Origin of the sequence: Flavobacterium sp., from assembly GCF_043722275.1 — a bacterium.
GTDB lineage: Bacteria > Bacteroidota > Bacteroidia > Flavobacteriales > Flavobacteriaceae > Flavobacterium.
Genome location: NZ_JAYSPC010000119.1, coordinates 1 through 21,838 on the forward strand (window position 1 = coordinate 1; position 21,838 = coordinate 21,838).

Here is a 21,838-nt window from a genome sequence, read left to right on the forward strand (position 1 = left end):
CTATTAACTTTATGGAAAAAAAACTACTGGATTCTTCATAATTGGTATTCAATACATTACCAATCATACTTTCATCTATTATTACACTATAGGTGTTGATAAAGTAAACTGCAATTGCATTGATCATAAAGAATAAGACCAATAAAAATTTCCCAAAATAACGTGAGAGAGAAAATATCAGAAAAAAAACAAAAGCATTTAAAACCAACATTAGAATTACCAAACTGGCAACCAAAATTATACCGTTGAAACTTTTATAATCAACATTATTAAAGACATATGTGTAAAATGGTAAATGAAAGAATAAAAAGTTCAAAAAACTCATCAGTAAAGCAAAGTGAGTTATTCTTAAGTTATTTTTTAACATAAACAGTGATGATTTTATAAAGTGATACAGCTAAACTAGTGAATGCAAAATAAAAAATTATTAAGTTTTCATGAATTATTCTGTTGATTAATGAAATACCGCAAATCACAAACAATAAAATAAAAATGGGATAATATTTTTTATTATTAATCCAATTCCAGATTTTGTATTTTCGGCTGATAAAAATACCTGAAAGCCCTGAAATATACCCAATAATAGCTCCTATAATAACATCAAGCGGATAATGTGCTCCTATACCTACTCTTGTAAAGGCAACAATCAATCCTATAATAACGATTAAAAAGATCCATAAAATTTTAAATTTTAATCCTCTGGGCATAAGGGCAAACAATAAAACGGTAAGTATTGTAAAAACGGTTATGGAGTGTCCCGATGGCAAACTATTATGCCCGCACAATGCTTTCCCGACGATAATGACATTATCATTATTAAACACTGCGTCGGGTCTTGGTACTGCAAATACACTTTTTAGCGGACAAGAAAGCAGTATCGAAACCAGTAGAGATGATAATAAAGCTTCCCAAATTTTAGGGGCATAGAGAATCAAAATACTTAAAAAAGATAAAAAGATTAGCGCATCTCCTAATTGGGTAAGATTATATTCAAGATTTGGATATTGACCCAAATGATAATTGATAAAAAAGAAACTAGTCTTCTGAATTTGAATATATCCGTCAGTGCATAAGGCACCTTTACTATACAAAAATAAAACAAGGACAATTAAGAGAAACAGAGGTAAAAAAAACAGAAACGGTTTAAGCTTTGAGTAATTATTAATAACACGTGTATTCATTATTTTCTTTATTGATGTTTTTAAATTTCAAATTGGTTCTCAAACAATTGATCTGCCTATGAACCAATCCATCTTTTTGGGAAAATCGTTAATAATACATCAAATTTGCCATCTGCAAGCTCAACTAATCGTTTCCTGGTGTCCATGTTTTACTTTTTAAAAACAGGTAAAGCAATTGATGAATTCTGAATAAATTTAGAATTTATATTGGTGTAGCATATTTTTTTAAGCAAAGCTTAAATTCGAGTAAAAATTTAAACAGCGAATAATATTGACTTAACATTTACTTAATTTCCACCTCATTAGAGATAAGATTAATCTGTTATTTTTAAGAATTATATAACTTTAAATCATTACTTTAGATTTGTTAGAAATAAATGTAAATCATCTAAGATTCAACTTTTCTTCAAAATTCATTCATAAACTTGCCGCATGAAAATTTTAATTATAGAAGATGAGCTTGAAATTGCTCAAAGCATCAAAAATTATTTTAGAACTAATGGAATCCAGTGCGAAACCGCTGAAAACTATGATTTGGCGCTAAGCAAAATTGATTCTTATGACTATGATTGCATACTTCTGGACTTAATGCTCCCTGATGGAGACGGGTTTGATATACTAAAGGAGCTTAAAAGAAAAAACAAAACTGATGGGGTTATTGTGGTTTCTGCCAAAGAAACACTCGAAACACGTTTGGAAGGATTTAATCTTGGCGCAGATGATTATTTAACCAAGCCTTTTCATTTATCGGAGCTTCTGGTTCGAATGCAGGCGCTCATCAGACGAAAGAATTTTAAAGGAAGCAATAGCATTACTTTCAATGAAATTGTAATTGACATATTCTCCAAATCAGTAGCAGTAAATAATACAAAATTAGACCTGACAAAAAAAGAACTGGATCTTCTTCTGTTTTTAATTGGTAATGAAAATAAAGTCCTGTCCAAATCAGCCATTGCAGAACATCTCTCCGGAGATATGGCTGATATGCTTGACAATCATGACTTTATCTATGCGCACATCAAAAATTTAAAAAAGAAACTTCATCAGGCAGGAAGCGGCGATTATATCAAAACAGTATACGGCCTGGGATATAAATGGGAAAATGAATAATAAAAAACTGCTTAACAAAACTACAAACAGCTTTCTAGCTTATGCTATCGTCATTTTATTGATAGCGGCACCATTATTTTATTTCATTAGCCAGCAGCTTTATATTTATGAAACTGATGAAGTGCTGCATTTTCATAAAGGCGCTTTTGTAAAGGAAAGCCATCAGGATTTTACACAAACTGATATTGACTTATGGAACAAATACAATCATGAAGTAATGATTGTGCCTGATATGGGTGTTAGCCGTGATTCGATTGTTGGCAAAATGCTGTATGATTCTATTGCAAAAGAAAAAGAACCTTTCCGCGTACTGTATGCTCCTGTTACTATAAATGGAAAAAGATATACCTATACAGAGAGAATAAATCTATTAGAAATGGAAGGAATGGTTTTTAGTATTGCTGCCATGTTTTTATTTATCATCATTGTACTTTTGATTGGAATTATCTGGATCTCAAAAGCCACTGCCGCTAAAATCTGGAGTCCTTTTTATAATACGCTGAATCAGATTCAGGATTTTGAAATCGATAAAAATAAACCGCCCCATTTCATTACTACTGATATCGACGAATTTGACCGCCTAAATAAAAGTCTTGAAAGGCTTATCGAAAAAAATACAGCCATCTATAAAAGCCAAAGAGAGTTTGTTGAAAATGCGGCCCATGAGCTTCAAACTCCTTTAGCTTTGTTCCAAAATAAAATTGATACTCTTAGTCAGCTTCATTTAAATGAAGAACAATCTTCTCTGGTTGCATCTTTAAATATGGATGTATCAAGGTTAAACAGGCTTAATAAAAACCTGCTGCTGCTCTCTAAAATTGACAACGAGAGTTTCCTTGAAAAAAATACGATTGTCCTTAATGAATACATTAAAAAACATTTGGACTTTTTTACCGAACAGGCAGATGCTAAGAACCTGACGATTATCACCGAATTTACTTCCACTTTAAGTGTAACAGGAAATACGGCGCTTACCGAGGTACTTATCAATAATTTGTTTTTAAATGCGATTCGTCACAATGAAAAAAACGGCAAAATTATTATTACAATCCTTGAGAATGAATTGATATTTTTAAACAGCGGTCAAAATACTCCTTTAAAAATTGAAAAACTCTTTAATCGATTTTCAAAAGCTAATCCTTCATCTCCGGGAAATGGTCTTGGTCTGGCAATCATCAAAAAAATAACGGAACTTAATCATTGGAAAATAAGCTATACTTTCCATAATAATTTACATAGCTTCAGCGTCAAATTCTAAAAAATTCAAACTTCCTACAGATTCGTATTTAAAATTTGTATTAGATTTTTTATCCATTAAAAAAAATAGTACTTATGAAAAATTCAATCCTGACATGTTTAGTCCTGCTTTTTTCTTCCTTTGCCATAGCGCAGAGTGTACGTGAAAAAGACATTCCTAACATTGTAAAATCAACCTTTTTAATATCCTATCCTAACCAGACCAATGTGAAGTGGGAAAAGGAAAAAGAAAATTATGAAGCCAGTTTTACCATTGGTAAAACAGATCGCTCCGTGCTTGTAGATTCTAGTGGTAACATCATAGAAACCGAAGAAGAAATCAGCGTAAAAGAACTTCCGGCCAAAGCCCTGGCTTACATCAGACAAAATTACAAAAACACAAAGATCAAAGAAGCTGCAAAAATAATCGACGCTCATGACGTTGTTTCATTTGAAGCTCAGGTAACCTCTATTGACCTGATTTTTGACAAAGAAGGTACATATATAAAAAGCATAGCAGACTAAAACCATAAAAATGAAATTAAAAATAATTTTGGTGCTGTCATTCCTTGTAATGAAAATTTTTAACGTAACAGCACAAAACAACTCCGCAACACTATCAGGATTAATTAAAGACAAAACTTCTAAGGCTCCTCTGCCTTATATAAACATAGTTTTAAAATCAGCCAGGGACCAAAAATTTCTTTTTGGAACTGTTACAGCTGAAGACGGCCGTTTTAATTTGGCAGCCGTTCCTTCCGGAAACTATTTATTGGAAATTACTGCCACAGGCTACAAACTCAAACTGCAAAAAGTATTTGTAGGTACGCTATCAGACTTTCTGGACTTGAATACCATTGATCTTGAAGAAGATATTAACGCCTTATCTGAAGTTGTAGTCACTTCAAAAACTGCTGAGATAAGTGCGAAAATGGATAAAAAAGTATTTTCCGTAGCCGATAATATTACCCAAAGCGGCGGTTCTGTTTTGCAATCTATGCAAAGTCTTCCGGGCGTTACCATTAATGACGGAAAAGTACAGTTAAGAGGAAATGATAAAGTAATGGTTTTAATTGATGGAAAACAGACTGCTTTAACAGGCTTTGGAAATCAATCCGGTTTGGATAATATTCCGGCTTCGGCAATCGAAAAAATCGAAATTATCAATAATCCTTCTGCAAAATTTGATGCCAATGGAAACGCAGGAATCATCAATATTATTTACAAGAAAAACAAACAGGAAGGATTAAACGGAAAAGTAGGCATTAGTTCCGGATATGGGGCATTATGGGAACGCAAAGCAAATTTACCTAGCATACGTCCGCAATATCAGATGACTCCAAAAATGAATCCTTCGTTTTCCTTAAATTATCGCAAAAATAAAATAAATGCTTACGTTCAGGCAGATTATTTATATACGGAAACGCTTAATAAAAATGAATTTGTAACGCGTACTTATGATGATGGAACTATCATCAACCAACAAACGGTACGAAACCGCGATACTCATTTTACAACACTTAAATCCGGTATAGACTGGAATTATAACGAACATAATACATTTGCTTTTTCAGGACTTTTTGGAAGTGAAAAAATTATTGATAACGGAGATGAACCCTTTTTTAATCAGGATTATTCAGAGCGTTTACGTCTTTGGCGTTTTCTTGAAGATGAGCTTAAAACAACTGTTATGGCAAGCGCTTCGTACGAACATAAGTTTAAGGAAGCTGGACATAAATTAAATGCCGGAATTAATTATACCTATCACAGAGAAGACGAAAAATATTTCTTTACCAATATTTTACCAACATTTACAGGACAAGATTCTTTTAAATTACTTTCTGATGAAAAAGTGATTGATATTAATCTTGATTATGTTCAGCCATTGAAATATGGTCGTTTTGAAACCGGTTTTAAATTCAGACACAGAGAAATCCCGACCAATATGCAATTTTATCCGGGGCAGAATTCTCCAATTGATGCCAATGCCGGCGGATGGGCAAATTATAAAGAAATCATTCCGGCTCTCTATTCTAATTATATCTACGAAACCAATAAAATTGAGGCAGAACTTGGACTTCGTTATGAATATGTAAAATTACAATATGATGTAAACCCATATCATCCTACTTATAAAAGTAATGGTTATCATTATACAGAACCTTTTCCGAGCGTTCGTTTTGGGTATAAAATAAATGAGAAAGATAAAATCACCGCTTTTTATAACCGCAGAGTCGACAGGCCAAGCGAAGTTGACATTCGTATTTTTCCTAAATATGATGATGCTGAGATTATAAAAGTAGGAAATCCGGCACTTCGACCTCAATTTACCAGCGCTTTTGAAATTGGCTATAAAAAGAATCTTGAAAAAGGATATTTTACTTCTTCTCTTTATTACAGAGTAATCAACGGAACTATAACACGAATTGCGACAACTGTTCCCGGAAGTACATTAATTTATAATGTATTTCAAAATGCAGATGAAAGCAGTTCATTTGGAGTTGAAGCTACTTATTCTAAAGAAGTTACTTCGTGGTATTCTTTCAATATCAACGGAAATCTGTATAAAAATACCATAGATGCTTTTACAGTTACCAACTTATATCCTGTACCAACCACTTATTATGGTAAAAGTCAGGAAATGATTTCCGGAAATGCAAAATGGAACAATACTTTACAATTTGATAAAACTCTAAAAGCTCAGGTATCAGTTATTTATCTCGCTCCGGATATTATTCCGCAGGGAAAAGTATCTTCAAGGTTTTCTGTTGATTTAGGATTAAAAAAGACAGTTCAAAAAGGAAAAGGAGAAGTTTTTCTAAATGCTACAGATATTTTCAACACATTAGTCCTGGAAAAAAACATAAAAGGACAAGATTTTAGTTATATAAGTAAAGATTATTATGAAACACAAGTAGTCCGATTTGGCTATAGTTTTAAATTTTAATTCTCTTAAATGGACAAATATAAAAAGTAAATCATAAATGTGCGCATCTTGCTCAAAGCTTTGAAGGTACTGATTAATTATAGATTTAATTTATCTCTGAATAAATCCTTAGCAGGAAACTTATTCAGAGATTTTTTCTGAAATTAATTCAATAAAATACGGTCCATTTCCAGTATGTATAAATTTTTGTTGACCTTGATATTAGTATCAATTCCAATGCTTCCGTCACCGTAAGGCTCATATTTTTTACAATTAGAAACCGAAAAAAGCCCAACTACCGGTACATGAACCGATTTTGCTAAATGCATAATACCACTATCGGCACCAATAAAAATTGCCGTATTAGCTATTACTGAACCTATATCACGAATGTCCTTACTGTAAAAACTGGTAGCCTTAAATCGAATTTGAGAAGCATTTTCCAAAGGCAGAATTTCAATAATATTATAATCCCTTTCATATTTTCTTTTTAACAACTCATAAAAATCAGTCCACCATAACTCCGAATAACATTTATCACTTGTTGCATAAGTAAATATGGCAATTGTCTGCTTTTGGTTTTCAAATTTTCCGTTAAGAATTTTTCTGCCATGAGCGATTTCTTCCTTACTTAATTCAAGATCGATAGTAGCAACTGGATTAGAATTTGTGTTAACACCCAAAGCCTTTAGATATTCCCTGAAATTGTACACCGGATATTTGGCAATATGATGATAATCGTCTTGCTTTACCTCATCATCATTTATTGTATCACCATAAAATTTATAAGCTGCGTTAGAGATTTCTACAGCTAATCTACCTGATGAAGAATCTTTATCTACATTTAGCACCATATCATATTTTTTGCCCTTAATGTTTAACCATACTTTTAAATACGCAAAAAGGTGATTAAAAGGCTTTTTTGGAAGCACAATAATTTCTCCAATCTGCGGATAATTTTTTAAAATTATCGGCATTAAACCTCCTTTTACAAAAAGATCAATTCTGGCATTGGGAAAAGTGCTGCTGACTTCTTTAATTAAAGGCGTAATGAGCAAAAGATTTCCTAATCTGGCATTTGGTCGGCAAATCAGTATTTTTTTTATTTGAGCAGGATCTTCAATATTCCTTGAAGAAATTTTAGAGGTGCTCATATTTTTGGTGAAAAAGCGCATAATACTTCTTCTTATACTATTTATGTTTTTCGAAATTTTCATTTTTGCAATAAGGTTTTAAATGCTACTGTTATAGCTTGTGGTATTTTGTTTATTGTCTAAAATCAAATAATTAAATTATCTTAAAACTGTACTACCATTCCGCCTCCAAATTGTTTTCCGTTATAAAACGGCATCACCATTGAGGTAACTTTATTTTCTTTTGAAGGGAAAATGCTGTTTTTTACATAAGGAAAAAGCCAATAAGCTGCTTTAGTACTTAATATTCCAATCCCGGCTCCGGCAGCTACATCAGTAAGCCAATGTCTGTTATTATACATTCTGAAAAGCCCTGTTCCAGTCGCTACGATATAGCCGCTTATTCCGTACCAGATTGACTTGTCTTTGTATTCCTGCCAAAGAAATTCGGCACCGGCAAAAGCATTTGCGGTATGTCCCGAAGGAAAAGAATTATAAGATGTGCCGTCCGGCCTTTGCACATGTGTAATCTTTTTTAGGGCAAAAACCGTCGTACTCATCATAAGATAAGAAGTAGCCAAAATGATCGATCTGTCCTTAAGATTGTTTTTACCTTTTATACCCATCGCATTAAGCGCATATACGGAGGCTGCGGGCGCATATTGAGAAAAATCATCAATTGTGATTTTGTTATCAATATCCTCTTTTACCTCATCACGAATTTGAGAATTAAAGCCTTTAAGCCAGTCACTTTCCAAACCAATAAAACCGTAACCAATCAATACGCCGGGAATAATTAGCTGTTTGTAATTAAACTTTAAATTGTGCACAGTATCCTTAACCATAAGAGTATCTGCCACATGTTTTTGTGCCTGAACTACTGTATCTTTAACTACTACAATAGAATCTGCTACATGTTCTTGTGCCTGAACAGCAGAAATACCCAGAACGAATAATAAAAAAGCTTTTAGCATTTTAATAGAGATTAGAAATTAATATTACATTGACAATCAAACAAGTAGTTTTCTCTCATAGTAAATAAGTATGGTGTTTAGGGTTTTTATAGACTATTGCCAAAAGACTCGGCAGCACAATTAATAATAAAGGCATGGCCACAATAAATCCTCCAATTACCGCAATTGCTAATGGCTGATGTAATTCTGAACCAGTTCCAACTCCAATAGCCAGAGGCAGTAAGGCAATTATAGCCCCAATAGCTGTCATTAATTTGGGTCTTAATCGTGTTGATATCGAATAAATTAAAGACTGATTAATATCAGAAGTCAGTTTGTAGGTTTCGCGAAACTGCAGAAAAGTAAAAATGGCATTTTCGCTAATAATCCCAACAATCATAATGATTCCGGTATAACTTCCCACATTCAGCGGAACATTGGTTACAAAAAGCAATAAATAACTGCCTGAAATTCCCAATACAGATATTAAAAGAATAACCAAAGCGGCTCTGAAATCTCTGAATAAAAATAAAATCACACCAAAAACCAAAAGCGATGAAGCAATCAAAATCAATAATAATTCGCTAAAAGCCTGTTGCTGTTCTTTATAAGCGCCGCCGTATTCAATATAATAACCTTGGGGCAATTTGATATTCTGATCTATTTTGTTCTTAATTGCTGTCATCACACTTCCAAGACCTCCATTATCGAGCCTTCCCGTTACAACGCTCATCATTTGCAGGTTTTCACGCTGTACTTCTGCGCTTCCTTTTTGTGGTGTAATTTTAACCAGATTTGAAAGCGGTACAGATTGCCCGCCCGGAAGAAATACCTGCAATTGCTTAATTTCTTCAAGACTTCTTTTATCTGAATTTTTATAGATAAGACGAATTGCCGTGCTTTGCTCCTGCTCTAATAAAGTTCCAATAATATTGCCTTCCAGCTGAGTTTGCATCTGAAACTGCAAGTCAGCAGGCGTAATACCATATTGGGCAAGCAAAGTATAATTGGGCTCAATATTAATGCTTGGACCAGCCAGAACGATTCCATCAAAAACATCCGCCGTTCCTGCGGTATTCTCCACAAGTTTACTTATATGTTGTGCGATTTCATTGAGTTTCTTTTGATCGTTTCCGTAAATTTTTACTTCAATAGGAGAAACTGAACTCATCAAATCGCCCAGCATATCCCCTATAACCTGTCCAAAATCAATTCTTAAAGCAGGCTGGCTGTTTTCGACTTTGGCTCTTATATCGTCAATAACATCATTTGTAGTTTTGGTACGGTCTTTTTTTAATTGAATTAAATAATCTCCTGTATTGGGTTCGGTAATAAAAAAGCCCATTTGAGTTCCTGTTCTTCGGCTGTAAGCTTCTACATCAGGGTTTTTAATGATTATTTTCTCTACTTCGCGCAACATTCGATCTGTTTCTTCAAGAGAAGTTCCCGGTGGCGATTCATAATCCAAAACAATACTTCCTTCATCCATTTCAGGAAGAAAACCAGTTTCAAGATTAGGCAGAATAAGAAAAATAGACAACACCAAAACGATACAAAATCCTATGCTCAAAATAGGTTTTTTAATAAAAAAAGAAACCCATTTTTGCTCTTTTACATCGTGTGCTTCGTACTGTTTTTTCTTAGAAGATTTTTCGTTTTTGGAAAGCATCAGATAAATTACCGGAAGCAGCAGCCATGTTACCAAAAAAGAACAAACTAAAGTAATGATCATCGTATCTGTCAAAACTTTAAAGTAAGAACCCGCTACACCACTCATCAAAACAAACGGAATAAAAATTACAATGGTACTTATCGAAGAACCCAGCATTGCAGGAAACAAATAATTAACAGCCTTTTGCAACAAGGTTTTTACAGGTTCATCCGGATTTTCTTCATGCGTACGATGAATTTGTTCCACCACCACAATCGCATCGTCTATAATTAATCCCAAGGCAGCCGCAATAGCACCAAGAGTCATAATATTGAATGTTTGTCCTGTAAAATACAATACAATAAGGGTCAAACTTAAAGTAACAGGAATCGTGATTAATATGGTTGCACTTGCTTTTACCGATTTTAGAAAAAGTACCGCAATGATAATGGCCAAAAACAATCCGATAAGCAAACTATCTGTTACGCTTTTTACGGCATCGTTTACAAAATTTGCCTGCTCATAAAATGGTTTTATGGTAATGTCTTTAGGCAATATTGCCTTAAGATCTTCCATTTTCTGATTCATCGCATCAGACATTTCGATAAGGTTGGCATCCGGCTGTTTTATTACTACAATGAGTATACTTTCTTTGCCATTTGCATTGACTTTAATATATTCTTTTGCCTCTCTTATTTCTACCAGACAAATATCACTCAGCCTTACAATTCCTTTACTGTTATTGCGGATTACCAGATTCTCCAGTTCATCTTTTTTATCAAGCTGAGCATCCGTAATAGTTAAATATAAATGGTGATAATCTGCCAGATAACCGTTTGATTTTATAAAGTTGGTTTCGCTCATTGCCTGGGTTACCATTGCCGGAGTAATACCGTAAGCGCTCATTTTTTGATAATCGAGTGAAAGCCAATATTCTTTTTCCTTTCCTCCTACTACACGAATTTCACTTGTTCCCTGAATCTGGGAAAGGAATGGTTTTATTGTGTAATTGGCTATTTTTTTCAAATCAACAGCAGATCTTTCTTTACTGTTAATGGCATACCCAATAACGGGAAGTATCGATGGATTCATCTTTTCGACCGTTACCTGCAGATCCGGCGGAAGATCATTTTTAATTTGATTGATCTGGGCTTCGATTCTTGTTTTACTAAGATCAATATCCGCTTTCCAGTCCATAAAAGCCGAAATTTCACAGCTTCCTCTGCTTGTTGTACTTCTTACAGTTTGCAATCCCTGCACTTTTTTAATAGCGCTTTCAAGGGGTTTGGTCACGGTAATCATCATTTTATCTACAGGCTGCTGACCAGCATCGGCAATGATTTTTATTTTAGGAAATGTGATTTCAGGAAATAATCCGGTCTGCATTTTAGAATAAGAAAATATACCTCCTAAAATAATCAGGAAGATAATCGTACTTAATCCGTTTTTATGGCGGGCAAAAAAAGGCAGCATAACGGCTTATTTATTTGTTATTTTTATTTTGATCGTATCTCCAACTCCATAATTTCCTGTTAGCAGAATTTTATCGTCAGGTTTTAATTTTGGAGATAAAATCTCTACTTTATCAAAGGATTCAATTCCCTTTTTAATGGGAACTTTAACGGCCATATTTTTGCCTGTTACTTTCATAATCCAGAAATCAGTTTGTGTTTCATCGCTCAAAACAGCTCCTTTAGGAAGGCTGATCATTTTATTTGCAGCCGTTTTATTGATTCTAACTTTTACAATTAAACTCTCTGGTATATTTGAGTTTTGCAGTGATTTTAAAATAACATTCTGCGTTTGTGAAGCCGGATCAACCGTAGGCATGTATTTTTCTACCTTTGTTTTTATTGTCGTCCCGTCTGGCAAAGACACATCCAGTAAATCACTTGGTTTTACATATCTTTTTAATTCATAAGGAAGGCTCAGTACAATCGAAAAACTCGCCGCGTCATTAATAACCGCCAGAGCATCACCTTCTTGTACATAATCTCCTTTTTGAACATTAACCGCCGTTACAAAACCATCACAAGTTGCTCTCAGATTTATGGCACCGCCAAAATGCAGATTCGGATCTATTTTATTAATGGTGTTTCCCAGCACTTTTGCTTCACGCGTTTTAAGAGAAAATAGAAGCTGATTCTTTCTCACAAAATCATTCGATGCCGCATTTACAATTTCTAAATACCCCGTTGTATTGGCTTTAATGGTATTTTTAATCAAATAAGTTGTTGTTGCATTCAGGTCAACATAATTCTCAATTGCCGTAGTATCAATACTTGTTACTGTAACCGGAACGCTCACTTCTGCCGGAGCTTCTGCCGGAGCGGTTTTGTTGCAGGAATTTAAAATAAGTGCAATTGCCATTAAAGGCATTACTATGGTGGATATCTTATTATTCATTTGCTTTCCAGTAATTTATTTCATTAATAATCTGCAGTTTATTTACCGTGTTTTGTGAAATGGCATCCTGAATCGAAATAATATTACTTAAGGCAATAATGTATTCGGTAATTTGCGCATCTCCGGTAAGCAGTAATTTTTTATTGGCTTCGATTAATGTTTCTGCTACAGCTAATTGTGATTGCAATACTTTATATGTTTCTGTACTTTGATTGAATTTTTGATTCAGCAGTAAAAGTTGTTGGTCATACTGTCTTTTAAAATTCTTGTTATAACTGTCGATCGTAGCCAAAGCCATACTGTTTTTTTGATGCTGAAGGCTTCTTTGGTTTCCGTCATAAATAGGAATATTTAATCCAAGACCAACACTTACTCCAAAGTTTTTATATCCCTGATAAATAAAACTAGAATTGTAACCTGCATCTCCCAAAAGTGATAATGACGGTTTATAAGCATTATCAATAAGTTTATCTGAGTTTTTTATCTTTAAGCTGTCAACTTCAAATTGTTTGAAGAAAATACTGTTTTGTTCCTGATCTGATTTAATGGTCAAATCCGGCGTTTTTAGTTTTACAAAAGTGGTATCTGTTTCTCCCGTCAGGTAATTTAACAAAGCCAAATCATTCTGATATTGCTGTTTGAGCTGCAAAGCTGTTAATTCCTGCTGTTTCACCGTTGCATTAAAAATGAGATAATCTGTTTGTTTATAGATCGAATTTCTGGCTAGTTTTTTCAGAATAACTTCTTCTTCTTTTAAAAGAGACGTTATTTTGTTATTGTACGTCATTTGCGTTTCAGTACCAAAAGCAGCAATATATTGTGCAATAATGCTTTTGTCTAAATCCTTAACTGCAATTTTTTTATTGATAACCAGCGCGTCTTTAATCAGTTTAAAAGAATCTGCCTGTGAATTGATTTGATTTTTTCCTAATATTCTTTTATTCACGCCAACTAAAGCCGAAACCATTTGCCCGTTACTCAAAGCAGTATCATAACCATATCCGTTAATTACGGGCGCATAATTTGCATTTAAATTTCCTGCTATTTGTGTTTTATAAGCAGCTCTGTTAAGAAGACTGTCAAGTGTTGAAATCTTAATTTGATTTTGATAATCAGCCAATAAAGGAGAATTTGTTCTGGCCTTCTCAATGAAGTAAATCAAATCTTTCTCCTGCGAGAAAGACCGGATACCAATCAAAACAAGTATGAAAAAAAAATACTTTTTCATTTTATGAAGATTTTCAAAATTGATGTGAAATTATTTTACCGTCAAAACTTTAAAAGTCCCGGGAATAATGACAGCACGCGGATTCGGGTTTTCTTTCGTTGCATCAGGTGTTTTTCCAAAAGAAGCTGTTGGCATATAAATCGTACCGGTCGCTTTACTCATTGTAATTGTTCTGGCGCCTTTTATCGTAGGAACAGTTTCTAAAACAGCATAGCTGTCTTTGTTTTTTTGCTTGATTACGGTTAAAGTTCCTTCACCATTTGAACTAAAGATCAGTTTTCGTTTTTCATCATAAAAAACACCGTCAGAGCCTTCGCCTATTGGCAGAGTTGTAACAACTTTTCCTGTAATAGCATCTGTTACCACCATAATTGAGTTTCCGCAAACGCTGAAAAGTCTATTATTAACCACATCAAAAGCTAATCCTGAAGGTTCGTCTCCCGGACTTATATCAAAAGTTTTTACGACTTCAAGTTTGATGGCATCTATAACTTTTATTTGATTTTTATCTTCAATGTTTACATAGATCAAACCTTTTGCATTTGTTGCAGAAAATTCAGGTTTTCCGTCAAGCGGAATTGATTTTAGAACTTTATTAGTAACAGCATCTATAACCGTTGCATCATTGCTTTTGGCATTATAAACAAAGACTTTTTTAGAAAATTTATCATATAATATAGCATCCGGTTTAACGCCCTGAATAGCTACTTTTTCGATCAGTTCAAAAGTGGTAAGATTAACGATTGTAAAAGCATTATCAGCTCCGTCAGATATAAAAGCCTTATTAAGATCATTAGCGATAGTAATACCGTGAACTCCTTTTGTATCAGGAATTACAGCTATTGCCTTATCCGTTTTTAAATCGATAACATTAACAACATTGCCATGAGATACAAATAATCTCTGGGCCGGTTCATCAACAGATAAATAATCCCATCCAAGATCTCCCGCAACGGAAATTTCGCTGGACAATTTTAGATTTTGAGCTTGTGAAAAAGAGACAAAAAGCGCGAACAAAAGCACAGATAAACATTTCATAATAAGCAATTTAAATTCTAAACAAAGTTGCTTATCAATCCTGAATTAAATCTGAATTATTCATTTGCCGATGCTTAATATTGCATTAAGAAATGCTGTGCTTTTGATTAAATTGTTGGTAATTGCGGTTCATTATTATGATCTGATTCTCCTTTTTTGAATTCTAATTTTCCAAATTTATAGCTAAGCGAAATCCCGAATGACTGAACAGGAACTTCCCTAATATTGACCTGATTAAAACTTTCGCCAAATTTGGTAGCTTTTTGATTCATGTATTTATTAAAAGGATTTGCCATTGTAACTCCTAAACTTGCAGCCTTATGCCAGAACTGTTTTCGAACTGCCAGATTATAGAAAAATGAAGACGGACGCTCTCCCTGCAGGTTCTTTTGAGAAGAACGGTAATTTCCAAAAATTTCTGCCGTCATAGTAGGTTCAAACTGGTAACTTAAATTCAAATTCGCCCTGTAATTAAAACCACTTACACTTGTAAAACCAGGATTTGTAGTTGTTCTTTCTCCAAGTTCAATAGTCGATCTGATATTTAATTTTTTATTTATGGACAATGATCCAAAGATGCTGGCGCCAATATCAGTTTGAGAACCAAAATTATAACGCTGCGTTAAGGTTACATCTGTATAATCTGTTCCGTTGATATTTAATGTTGGGTTAAATGTGGTAAAACTCTGAATATCTTGCGTATTACGGCGATAATATCCTGAAAAATAAACATTTGCTTCATTAGTAAACGTTTTACTGTATCCAAGTTCGAAACGATTACCAATTTCAGGTTTTAAAAATGGATTTCCTGTACTGATATTATGTGGATCACTAATGTTGAAAAAAGGATTCAACTCTTCATAATCAGGTCTTTCGATACGATAACTATAGGCAAATTTTATAGACTGGTCTTCACTAAATTTATGCTGAATCATAAAAGATGGCGCAAAAGTATCATAGTCCGGTATGCTCACACCAACAAAATCTGCTGTTGTATTAGTCCGCTCATAACGAAGTCCTGCTTTACCGTTTAAAAAACCATTAAATAAAGCAAAGGAACTTGAAAAATAAGCCGAATAAATATTTCGTTTATAAGTAAAACCATAAGTCTGACCTACATTATTTATATAAGAACCATCCATGTCCAAAGTATCTGTAACAACATTACTGTTTATGGTTTCTAATGCTACTTTAGATCCTGTTTCAAGCGTAAATCCCTTTGCAATTGGGGTTACAAAATCTAGCGCTATTTCTGTTTGATGATCTTTTCCGGGGTTGTAACTTCTAAGTCCTGAAACAGGATATACATCGTCCTGATAAAGCGTTTGCTGTCCGGCATCATTTTGGCTTCTGCCGTAACTTGATGTCACTAAAAAATCCAATTCCTGATCTTCTTTTTCGAAAGTCTTTTTATAACCTAAACTCCAGTCAACAGCATTGTTTTTAAAATTACTTGTTGAGTTTCTTTCGCTGTTAATTTGGGATAAAATAGTTCCATCAGACAAAGACGCTATTTGATTTTGCAGCGTCATTCCGGATGAATTATTTTCAAAATGATTATAGCCAAAAGTTCCCGTCAATTCATCTTTTGGGGTGATGCTCCAGTTTAAATTGATTCCGGTTTGATATCCGCTTCTGGTAAACGGACTTACACCATTTTGATATAATCTATTAATACTGTCTCTTGCAGCATTATAAGAAACACGGTCACTTATACTTTTCGTTTTTGTATTTAATTGTTTGTTGCCGCTAAAATAAATTCCCATTCCAAAATTTCCCTTGCGCGCATTTAGATTAAATGAACCATTCTCTAAGCGTGTTCCGGCAGACAAATTAATACTGCTGTTAATTCCCTGAACTTTGCTTTCTTTAAGAATAATATTGATAATTCCTCCTGTTCCCGAAGCATCATATTTTGCACCAGGACTTGTTATCACTTCTATACTTTTAATCTGACTCGCTGGTATAGCTTGTAAGGCATCTGAAACACTGGCTCCAAATATACTGGAAGGTTTTCCGTTAATTAAAAATTTAATATTTGGATTTCCCTGTAATTCAACATTTCCATCAATATCAACGCTTACCATCGGAACGCTTTTCAAAACATCAGTCGCAACACCGCCCTGACTTGTAAGATCGTTCGCGGTATTGTAAACCATTTTATCAATTTTATTTTGAATTGTTGCTGTCTTTGAAATTATTTTAACCTCATCAAGCTGATTTGTTGACGGCTGAAGTGAAACATTTCCTAAATTGACCGCATTTTGACTTGCCGCAATAGCTACATTATTTAAAATAATTTCCTTGTAACTAATAAATTCTATGGCAATTCTATACGATCCTTCGGGAAGGTTATCTATCAAAAAAGAACCATTTTGATTTGTTGTAATTCCGTTAAAAGCTTTGTTCTCACCCGTTTTATAAATACTGATGATTGCCATTTCTATAGGTAGTTTTGTTTCGGCATCCATCACTTTTCCTGTGATTTTTCCTTTATTGGAGTTAGATTGTGCAACAGTAGCAAGTGAAATAAAAAAAGCCAGAGTTAATATATAATAGCGCATATCAAAAATTTATAACGCCAAAATAAGATCTTAATTCTGAATATATCCTGAATCTGTGATTTGTAATTATTTCTTAACATTCAGATCAGAACTTAGCAAAGAAAAAAAAGATTTTAACCTGAATTACTTTAAACAAAATTCAGAAAAAATTCAACTTTTATCACTTAATTGCATAAATTAGATTTCATCGATATCATTTGAATAGTTTATGAATTAAAAAACAAAAATTATGTGGTGGATATTTGCTCTGCTTTCTGCTTTTTTTGCTGCGTTGACAGCTATTTTCGCAAAAATAGGAATCAAAGGCGTCGATACGGATTTAGCAACCGCAATTAGAACTGTAATTATCCTGATTCTTGCCTGGGGAATTGCTTTTTTCAGGGGCGGAACTAATAGCATTCATTTATTAACGAAGCAAAACCTGATTTTTCTCGGTTTATCCGGAATCGCCACCGGACTGTCGTGGATATTTTATTTTAAAGCTTTACAAATAGGAAAAGTTTCTCAGGTTGCACCGGTAGATAAAATAAGTGTTGCCATCGCAATTATACTTTCTGTGGTGTTTTTAAATGAAAAGATAAGTCCTCTGGGTATTGTTGGCGTCATTATGATTATTGGCGGTACGATAATCATCATATATAGTTAAAAAATAAACACTATATATAAATTTCTAATCCTATTGGTAATGGCAGTCGTCTTGTCATCACCCACAAGTACTCAGGTTTTTATTTGTACCAAGAGCTAAGAATTGTAACGCAGAAGCTTGTAAAGATTTTTTATGATAAAAGTAAACCAAAATTGAAGCGTTTTTGTTCTTTGCTTTTGTAAAGAAAAGATTTCGGATTGAAATTTTTCCCAGGAAGCCATTTTTATATCATTGGTATGCACAGGATAACTGTCATCCCATATTTTTTTCAATTCTACTTCAACTCTTTCTTCATTCATCATCTGAAAAGCTAGATCTGTCCATAATTCTAAAACTTCAAAGCAATATTTTTTTTAGAAAACATGTAAAAACAGCATAAAATTAAACAGACATTCTGAATTAATTTTGAACTTCAGCAATATGGGTATAATTAAAATTCTTAAAAGTAAGACTTCCTTTTTATAACTATAGCAACTATTAAATATAAACATTAATATAGGAATTAGGTGTTCGATTGTAATCCTGTCAGTTCCACAAAAAAAATCCTGTAATTTTTACAGGATTTTTTTGTTTGAAGTTATTTTGAGAAGTTATTAAAGTCTACATTTCCTTATTGTGTTCGGTAGGATCTATTTGATCGTAATTATTTATTTTGGCAATTCAAAAGTGAAATAAATTCTTTGTACAATACTTGACAGTCTGCGTTCTTCACTTCCATCGCCTTTTCTTTTCAGATCTCCAATATTTAAAAGAAGCACTAAAGATTCTCTTGATGTTTCATTGTAGATATATCCTTCCAATTTTCCGTTTCTAATTCGTACCAAAGCAAAGGCTCCGCCTATAAATATTTGTGCTAAATTAGAATCAAAATGTTTGTCAAGACTTTCAATGGCATAAGTTAGAGTTGGACTAAACTCTAAATCAATTTTTAATTCCTGACTATCAGGTTTATTAACAAAGTCGTAATTGGTTTGTCTCAATAATTTTAAAGTTTCCTCCATGATTTCCTTAATCATTCGGTCTTCTAAAATCGCTTGTGCAAATTTATGTTGGCGAAAATCAAAACTCCTATCTTTCGGTCCTTTACCTGTTGCAAATTCATAAAGCAAAATAGCAACTGTAGCTTCGTAACTTTTTCTAAATAATGATTGTTTTTCCCCTTCAACTTCATTTTCATCTTTATTAATCAGTCTTCTAACTTCGGGATAAATACGGATTGCTGTTTTAGCTAATACATTTCCAGCTATTTCATTGGGTAAATCAGTAATTTCCTGTGTGATTTTTTTCCCTACTTTGATTCTTTTTTCTTCTATTTTTTCTTCTATTTTTTGCGTTAATCTATTTTTAATTGCATTAATTTCGGTTATATCATCATATAAATTTTTAATTTTATCAACATATGTTTTAGTATAATAATGATCATTTAATGTTGTTCTTTCAAATTCTTCCTTAATTTCATAGTAAAGTCCTACTAAGTCATTAGTAACTTCTTCTCCAATATCAATTATTGAGTATATTATTTCTTCAATTGTTGCTATTTCGGTATGCAAAAAAAGTATGACAACTTCATCTAAATTTGATAATATATAGATCGTTTTTTCAGCAAGTTTATTTTTTATTCTTGATAAGCGCTCTAGTAATTTGTATTCCTTTAAGTGTTTTGACTCTTCTTTTACTGCTGTTTTTTGGTCAATCCTAAAATAATTGAAAGTCTCTATGCTATTTTTCATAGGGTCTTTGATTATTTTATCAAGAGTATCACTTTTAAAAGTATCGCTCAGTTTTAAATAATACAATTCTTTAACCATCACTTGCCCAAGCTTTACCCTGTCCTCATATTTCGCAAAATTGAAAGTTGATTTTCCATTTGTGGTAAAATATTTACTCATGATATCTTCCGCCAAATCCGGAGCCATCCAAAGTGTAAAATTGTCATTAATTTGTTTAATAACAGCATCAAATTCCCGGTTCCAAGTAATTTCAGTTACTTCATCTAATGATTTTTTAAGAAAACTGTGATTTAAATTACTAAAAGAAGATTTTATATAATCCTGAACGATAGTTTGTTCAAATTCTACTAATTTAAAATCTAAGTCTTGTTGAGATAAATCTTTAAAACTTTGCTTATTTCCTTTGGCATCTATAAATTCTCCACTTAATTTTCCTTTTCCTTCTAATAGTAGTTTTACATTATTCATATTGTCAGAAAATAAATACCTGTTTCCTCCTTTTAAAAACTCATCAGTTTCATTAGATAAGAACCAAAGATTGAAACGCATTTCTGGGGCTCCTAATGCCATTTCACCATCTATCGCAGTTTTAATCGACCCCATTGTTACTCTTGCCGCAGCATCAAACCACTCAGATATAATACCTACAGTTTTTAAATAAGCATCAACGAATTGATAATAAGCGTGACGTTGTGCAATGGTATGATAAAAATAATGCTGTCCATTTATAGTATTATACAATGAGGCATTCCAAAAAGTAGATCCTTCTTTTGTTGGATTGTCGATTCTGTCATAATCATACCATTGACCTTTTTTTAATGTGGGGTAAACACCATATATATCACTTTTTATTTCACCTTTACCATACTTAATCTCTACGTTATCCAATAAGGTTTTTGACCAAATAAAGTACATACTTTCTACCCCAATGTCAGGATACATTTTTTGAGGACTTAAATCAGGATATAGTACTTTTTTAGTTTGTATGGTTATTTTACCAGGCAAATTAGGAAAGAGGGATTTTAGCAATAAAAACAATTCATCATGTTCCGAAAATAGTTTTTGAATATTTACGTCGGGATTTTTAATTTCCCGAATCATTCTTTTGAAATATCCTTTCAAATCTTCATTTGATTCTTCTTTGGATAATTGCAATAGTTTCAAAATCATCAAGTGACTTGCTTTAGTCCAATTTATATTATTAATTGACTCATCAATTGTAGCGAGACGCCATTTTTGAAAATCAAAATACATTTTTGAAAAAAGTTCCTGGCCATCTTTACCATTAAAATCCTGAACCTTTGCTCCTTCATCAAAAGCTTTTGAAATATTTTTCCAATATGCTATTTCTGCAGTAACATTCTTTTTAATAGCAGCATCTAATTTTTTCCTGATTGCTGCTTTAATAACTTTTATAGTTGGTTCAACATTATTTCCCTCAAGTGTTTGAGGCACAGTTATGGTTTGTTGTGATGCAACACTAGCATAAGTTTGAGATGTTGTGCCACGGCTAAAATTCAGAGTATTGTTTTCCACTCTTAAATTCGAAGGGGTATTATTGACTAATGTCGAAGAAATCGTTTTTGTTCCTGCATTGTTATTAGTAACGCCTCCTTCGATTAGAGTGTTTGAAGTTAAGCCATTAAGGTTTGGAATTTTTGCCTCAGTATCCGAAGAAGTATTGCTAATTAATTGAATTGTTTCAGCAGAGGTATTGATAGCGCCTTCCTTAGAAAAGGTATTGAAATTGTTTACAGCCGGAGCAGCATTTTGATTTTTTTGCTCCTGCCATTTTTGCACTATATCTTTTTGCTGGCTCATTTCTTTTGAAACTTTGGCTAACTCTTTTATGATCGCTTTAGTTAAGTCTTCTGAGCTTTTTATATCAGCACTATTTTTTATTGAAAGATTGAAATTGTGAATTGAATTTTTACTCATTGCTAGTTGTTTTTCTGAGTGTAAAAATACGATGCAAACTTGTGATTTTAAAATTTCAACTCCTTTGTATTCAGTAGTTTCAGCAAGTTATCTTTCTA

General features: G+C 33.1%; 15 protein-coding genes. 5 read left to right on the forward strand and 10 right to left on the reverse strand.

The genetic code is table 11. The features are described from left to right. The coding region (locus ACHZDT_RS14775) for a phosphoethanolamine transferase domain-containing protein (protein ID WP_394775389.1) at positions 1-367 on the reverse strand (367 nt) is incomplete at its 3' end. Further along, entirely contained in the window at positions 354-1,181 is an 828-nt protein-coding gene (locus ACHZDT_RS14780; RefSeq protein WP_394775390.1) for a phosphatase PAP2 family protein, read from the reverse strand. The genes ACHZDT_RS14775 and ACHZDT_RS14780, both read right to left, overlap by 14 nt. Before the next feature lie 432 nt (positions 1,182-1,613). On the opposite strand from ACHZDT_RS14780, the gene ACHZDT_RS14785 reads away from it, so the two are divergent. From ACHZDT_RS14785 to ACHZDT_RS14800, 4 genes are all read left to right on the forward strand, one after another. Further along, entirely contained in the window at positions 1,614-2,291 is a 678-nt protein-coding gene (locus ACHZDT_RS14785) for a response regulator transcription factor (protein WP_394775391.1), read from the forward strand. Then, positions 2,284-3,549: a sensor histidine kinase gene (locus tag ACHZDT_RS14790; protein WP_394775392.1), complete on the forward strand. Its 1,266-nt coding sequence runs from the start codon at positions 2,284-2,286 to the stop codon at positions 3,547-3,549. Before ACHZDT_RS14785 ends, ACHZDT_RS14790 begins: the two co-directional genes overlap by 8 nt. A gap of 74 nt (positions 3,550-3,623) precedes the next feature. Next, positions 3,624-4,052 carry a PepSY-like domain-containing protein gene (locus tag ACHZDT_RS14795; protein WP_394775393.1) on the forward strand — a complete coding sequence of 143 codons (429 nt, stop codon included), beginning with the start codon at positions 3,624-3,626 and terminating at the stop codon, positions 4,050-4,052. A gap of 10 nt (positions 4,053-4,062) precedes the next feature. Then, on the forward strand, positions 4,063-6,474 hold the full coding sequence (locus tag ACHZDT_RS14800; protein ID WP_394775394.1) for a TonB-dependent receptor domain-containing protein: 2,412 nt from the start codon (positions 4,063-4,065) through the stop codon (positions 6,472-6,474). 143 nt (positions 6,475-6,617) lie between these two features. Here ACHZDT_RS14800 and ACHZDT_RS14805 read toward each other — a convergent pair whose 3' ends face one another. The 7 genes from ACHZDT_RS14805 to ACHZDT_RS14835 all read right to left on the reverse strand — a co-directional run bounded on the left by ACHZDT_RS14805 (position 6,618) and on the right by ACHZDT_RS14835 (position 17,426). Further along, on the reverse strand, positions 6,618-7,607 hold the full coding sequence (locus ACHZDT_RS14805; RefSeq protein WP_394775395.1) for a glycosyltransferase family 9 protein: 990 nt from the start codon (positions 7,605-7,607) through the stop codon (positions 6,618-6,620). 143 nt (positions 7,608-7,750) lie between these two features. After that, a complete protein-coding gene (locus tag ACHZDT_RS14810) occupies positions 7,751-8,431 on the reverse strand; it encodes a phosphatase PAP2 family protein (RefSeq protein ID WP_394775455.1) in 681 nt (226 codons plus the stop codon). Positions 8,432-8,615: 184 nt separating this feature from the next. Continuing rightward, positions 8,616-11,663, reverse strand: a complete 3,048-nt coding sequence (locus ACHZDT_RS14815; protein ID WP_394775396.1) for an efflux RND transporter permease subunit — start codon at positions 11,661-11,663, stop codon at positions 8,616-8,618. Positions 11,664-11,669: 6 nt separating this feature from the next. Next, positions 11,670-12,596, reverse strand: a complete 927-nt coding sequence (locus ACHZDT_RS14820) for an efflux RND transporter periplasmic adaptor subunit (protein ID WP_394775397.1) — start codon at positions 12,594-12,596, stop codon at positions 11,670-11,672. After that, positions 12,589-13,824, reverse strand: coding sequence for a TolC family protein (locus ACHZDT_RS14825; RefSeq protein WP_394775398.1), 1,236 nt, complete (start codon positions 13,822-13,824; stop codon positions 12,589-12,591). Before ACHZDT_RS14825 ends, ACHZDT_RS14820 begins: the two co-directional genes overlap by 8 nt. Positions 13,825-13,854: 30 nt before the next feature. Further along, positions 13,855-14,862 (reverse strand): YncE family protein, encoded by a 1,008-nt coding sequence (locus ACHZDT_RS14830; protein ID WP_394775399.1) that lies wholly within the window; start codon positions 14,860-14,862, stop codon positions 13,855-13,857. A gap of 107 nt (positions 14,863-14,969) precedes the next feature. Further along, positions 14,970-17,426, reverse strand: a complete 2,457-nt coding sequence (locus ACHZDT_RS14835; protein WP_394775400.1) for a TonB-dependent receptor domain-containing protein — start codon at positions 17,424-17,426, stop codon at positions 14,970-14,972. A gap of 229 nt (positions 17,427-17,655) precedes the next feature. Between ACHZDT_RS14835 and ACHZDT_RS14840 the strand changes: the two genes are divergently transcribed. After that, positions 17,656-18,072: an EamA family transporter gene (locus tag ACHZDT_RS14840; protein ID WP_394775401.1), complete on the forward strand. Its 417-nt coding sequence runs from the start codon at positions 17,656-17,658 to the stop codon at positions 18,070-18,072. A 647-nt stretch (positions 18,073-18,719) separates the two neighbouring features. Here the strand turns inward: ACHZDT_RS14840 and ACHZDT_RS14845 are convergent. Then, positions 18,720-21,740, reverse strand: a complete 3,021-nt coding sequence (locus tag ACHZDT_RS14845; protein ID WP_394775402.1) for a hypothetical protein — start codon at positions 21,738-21,740, stop codon at positions 18,720-18,722. Positions 21,741-21,838 lie beyond the last annotated feature (98 nt).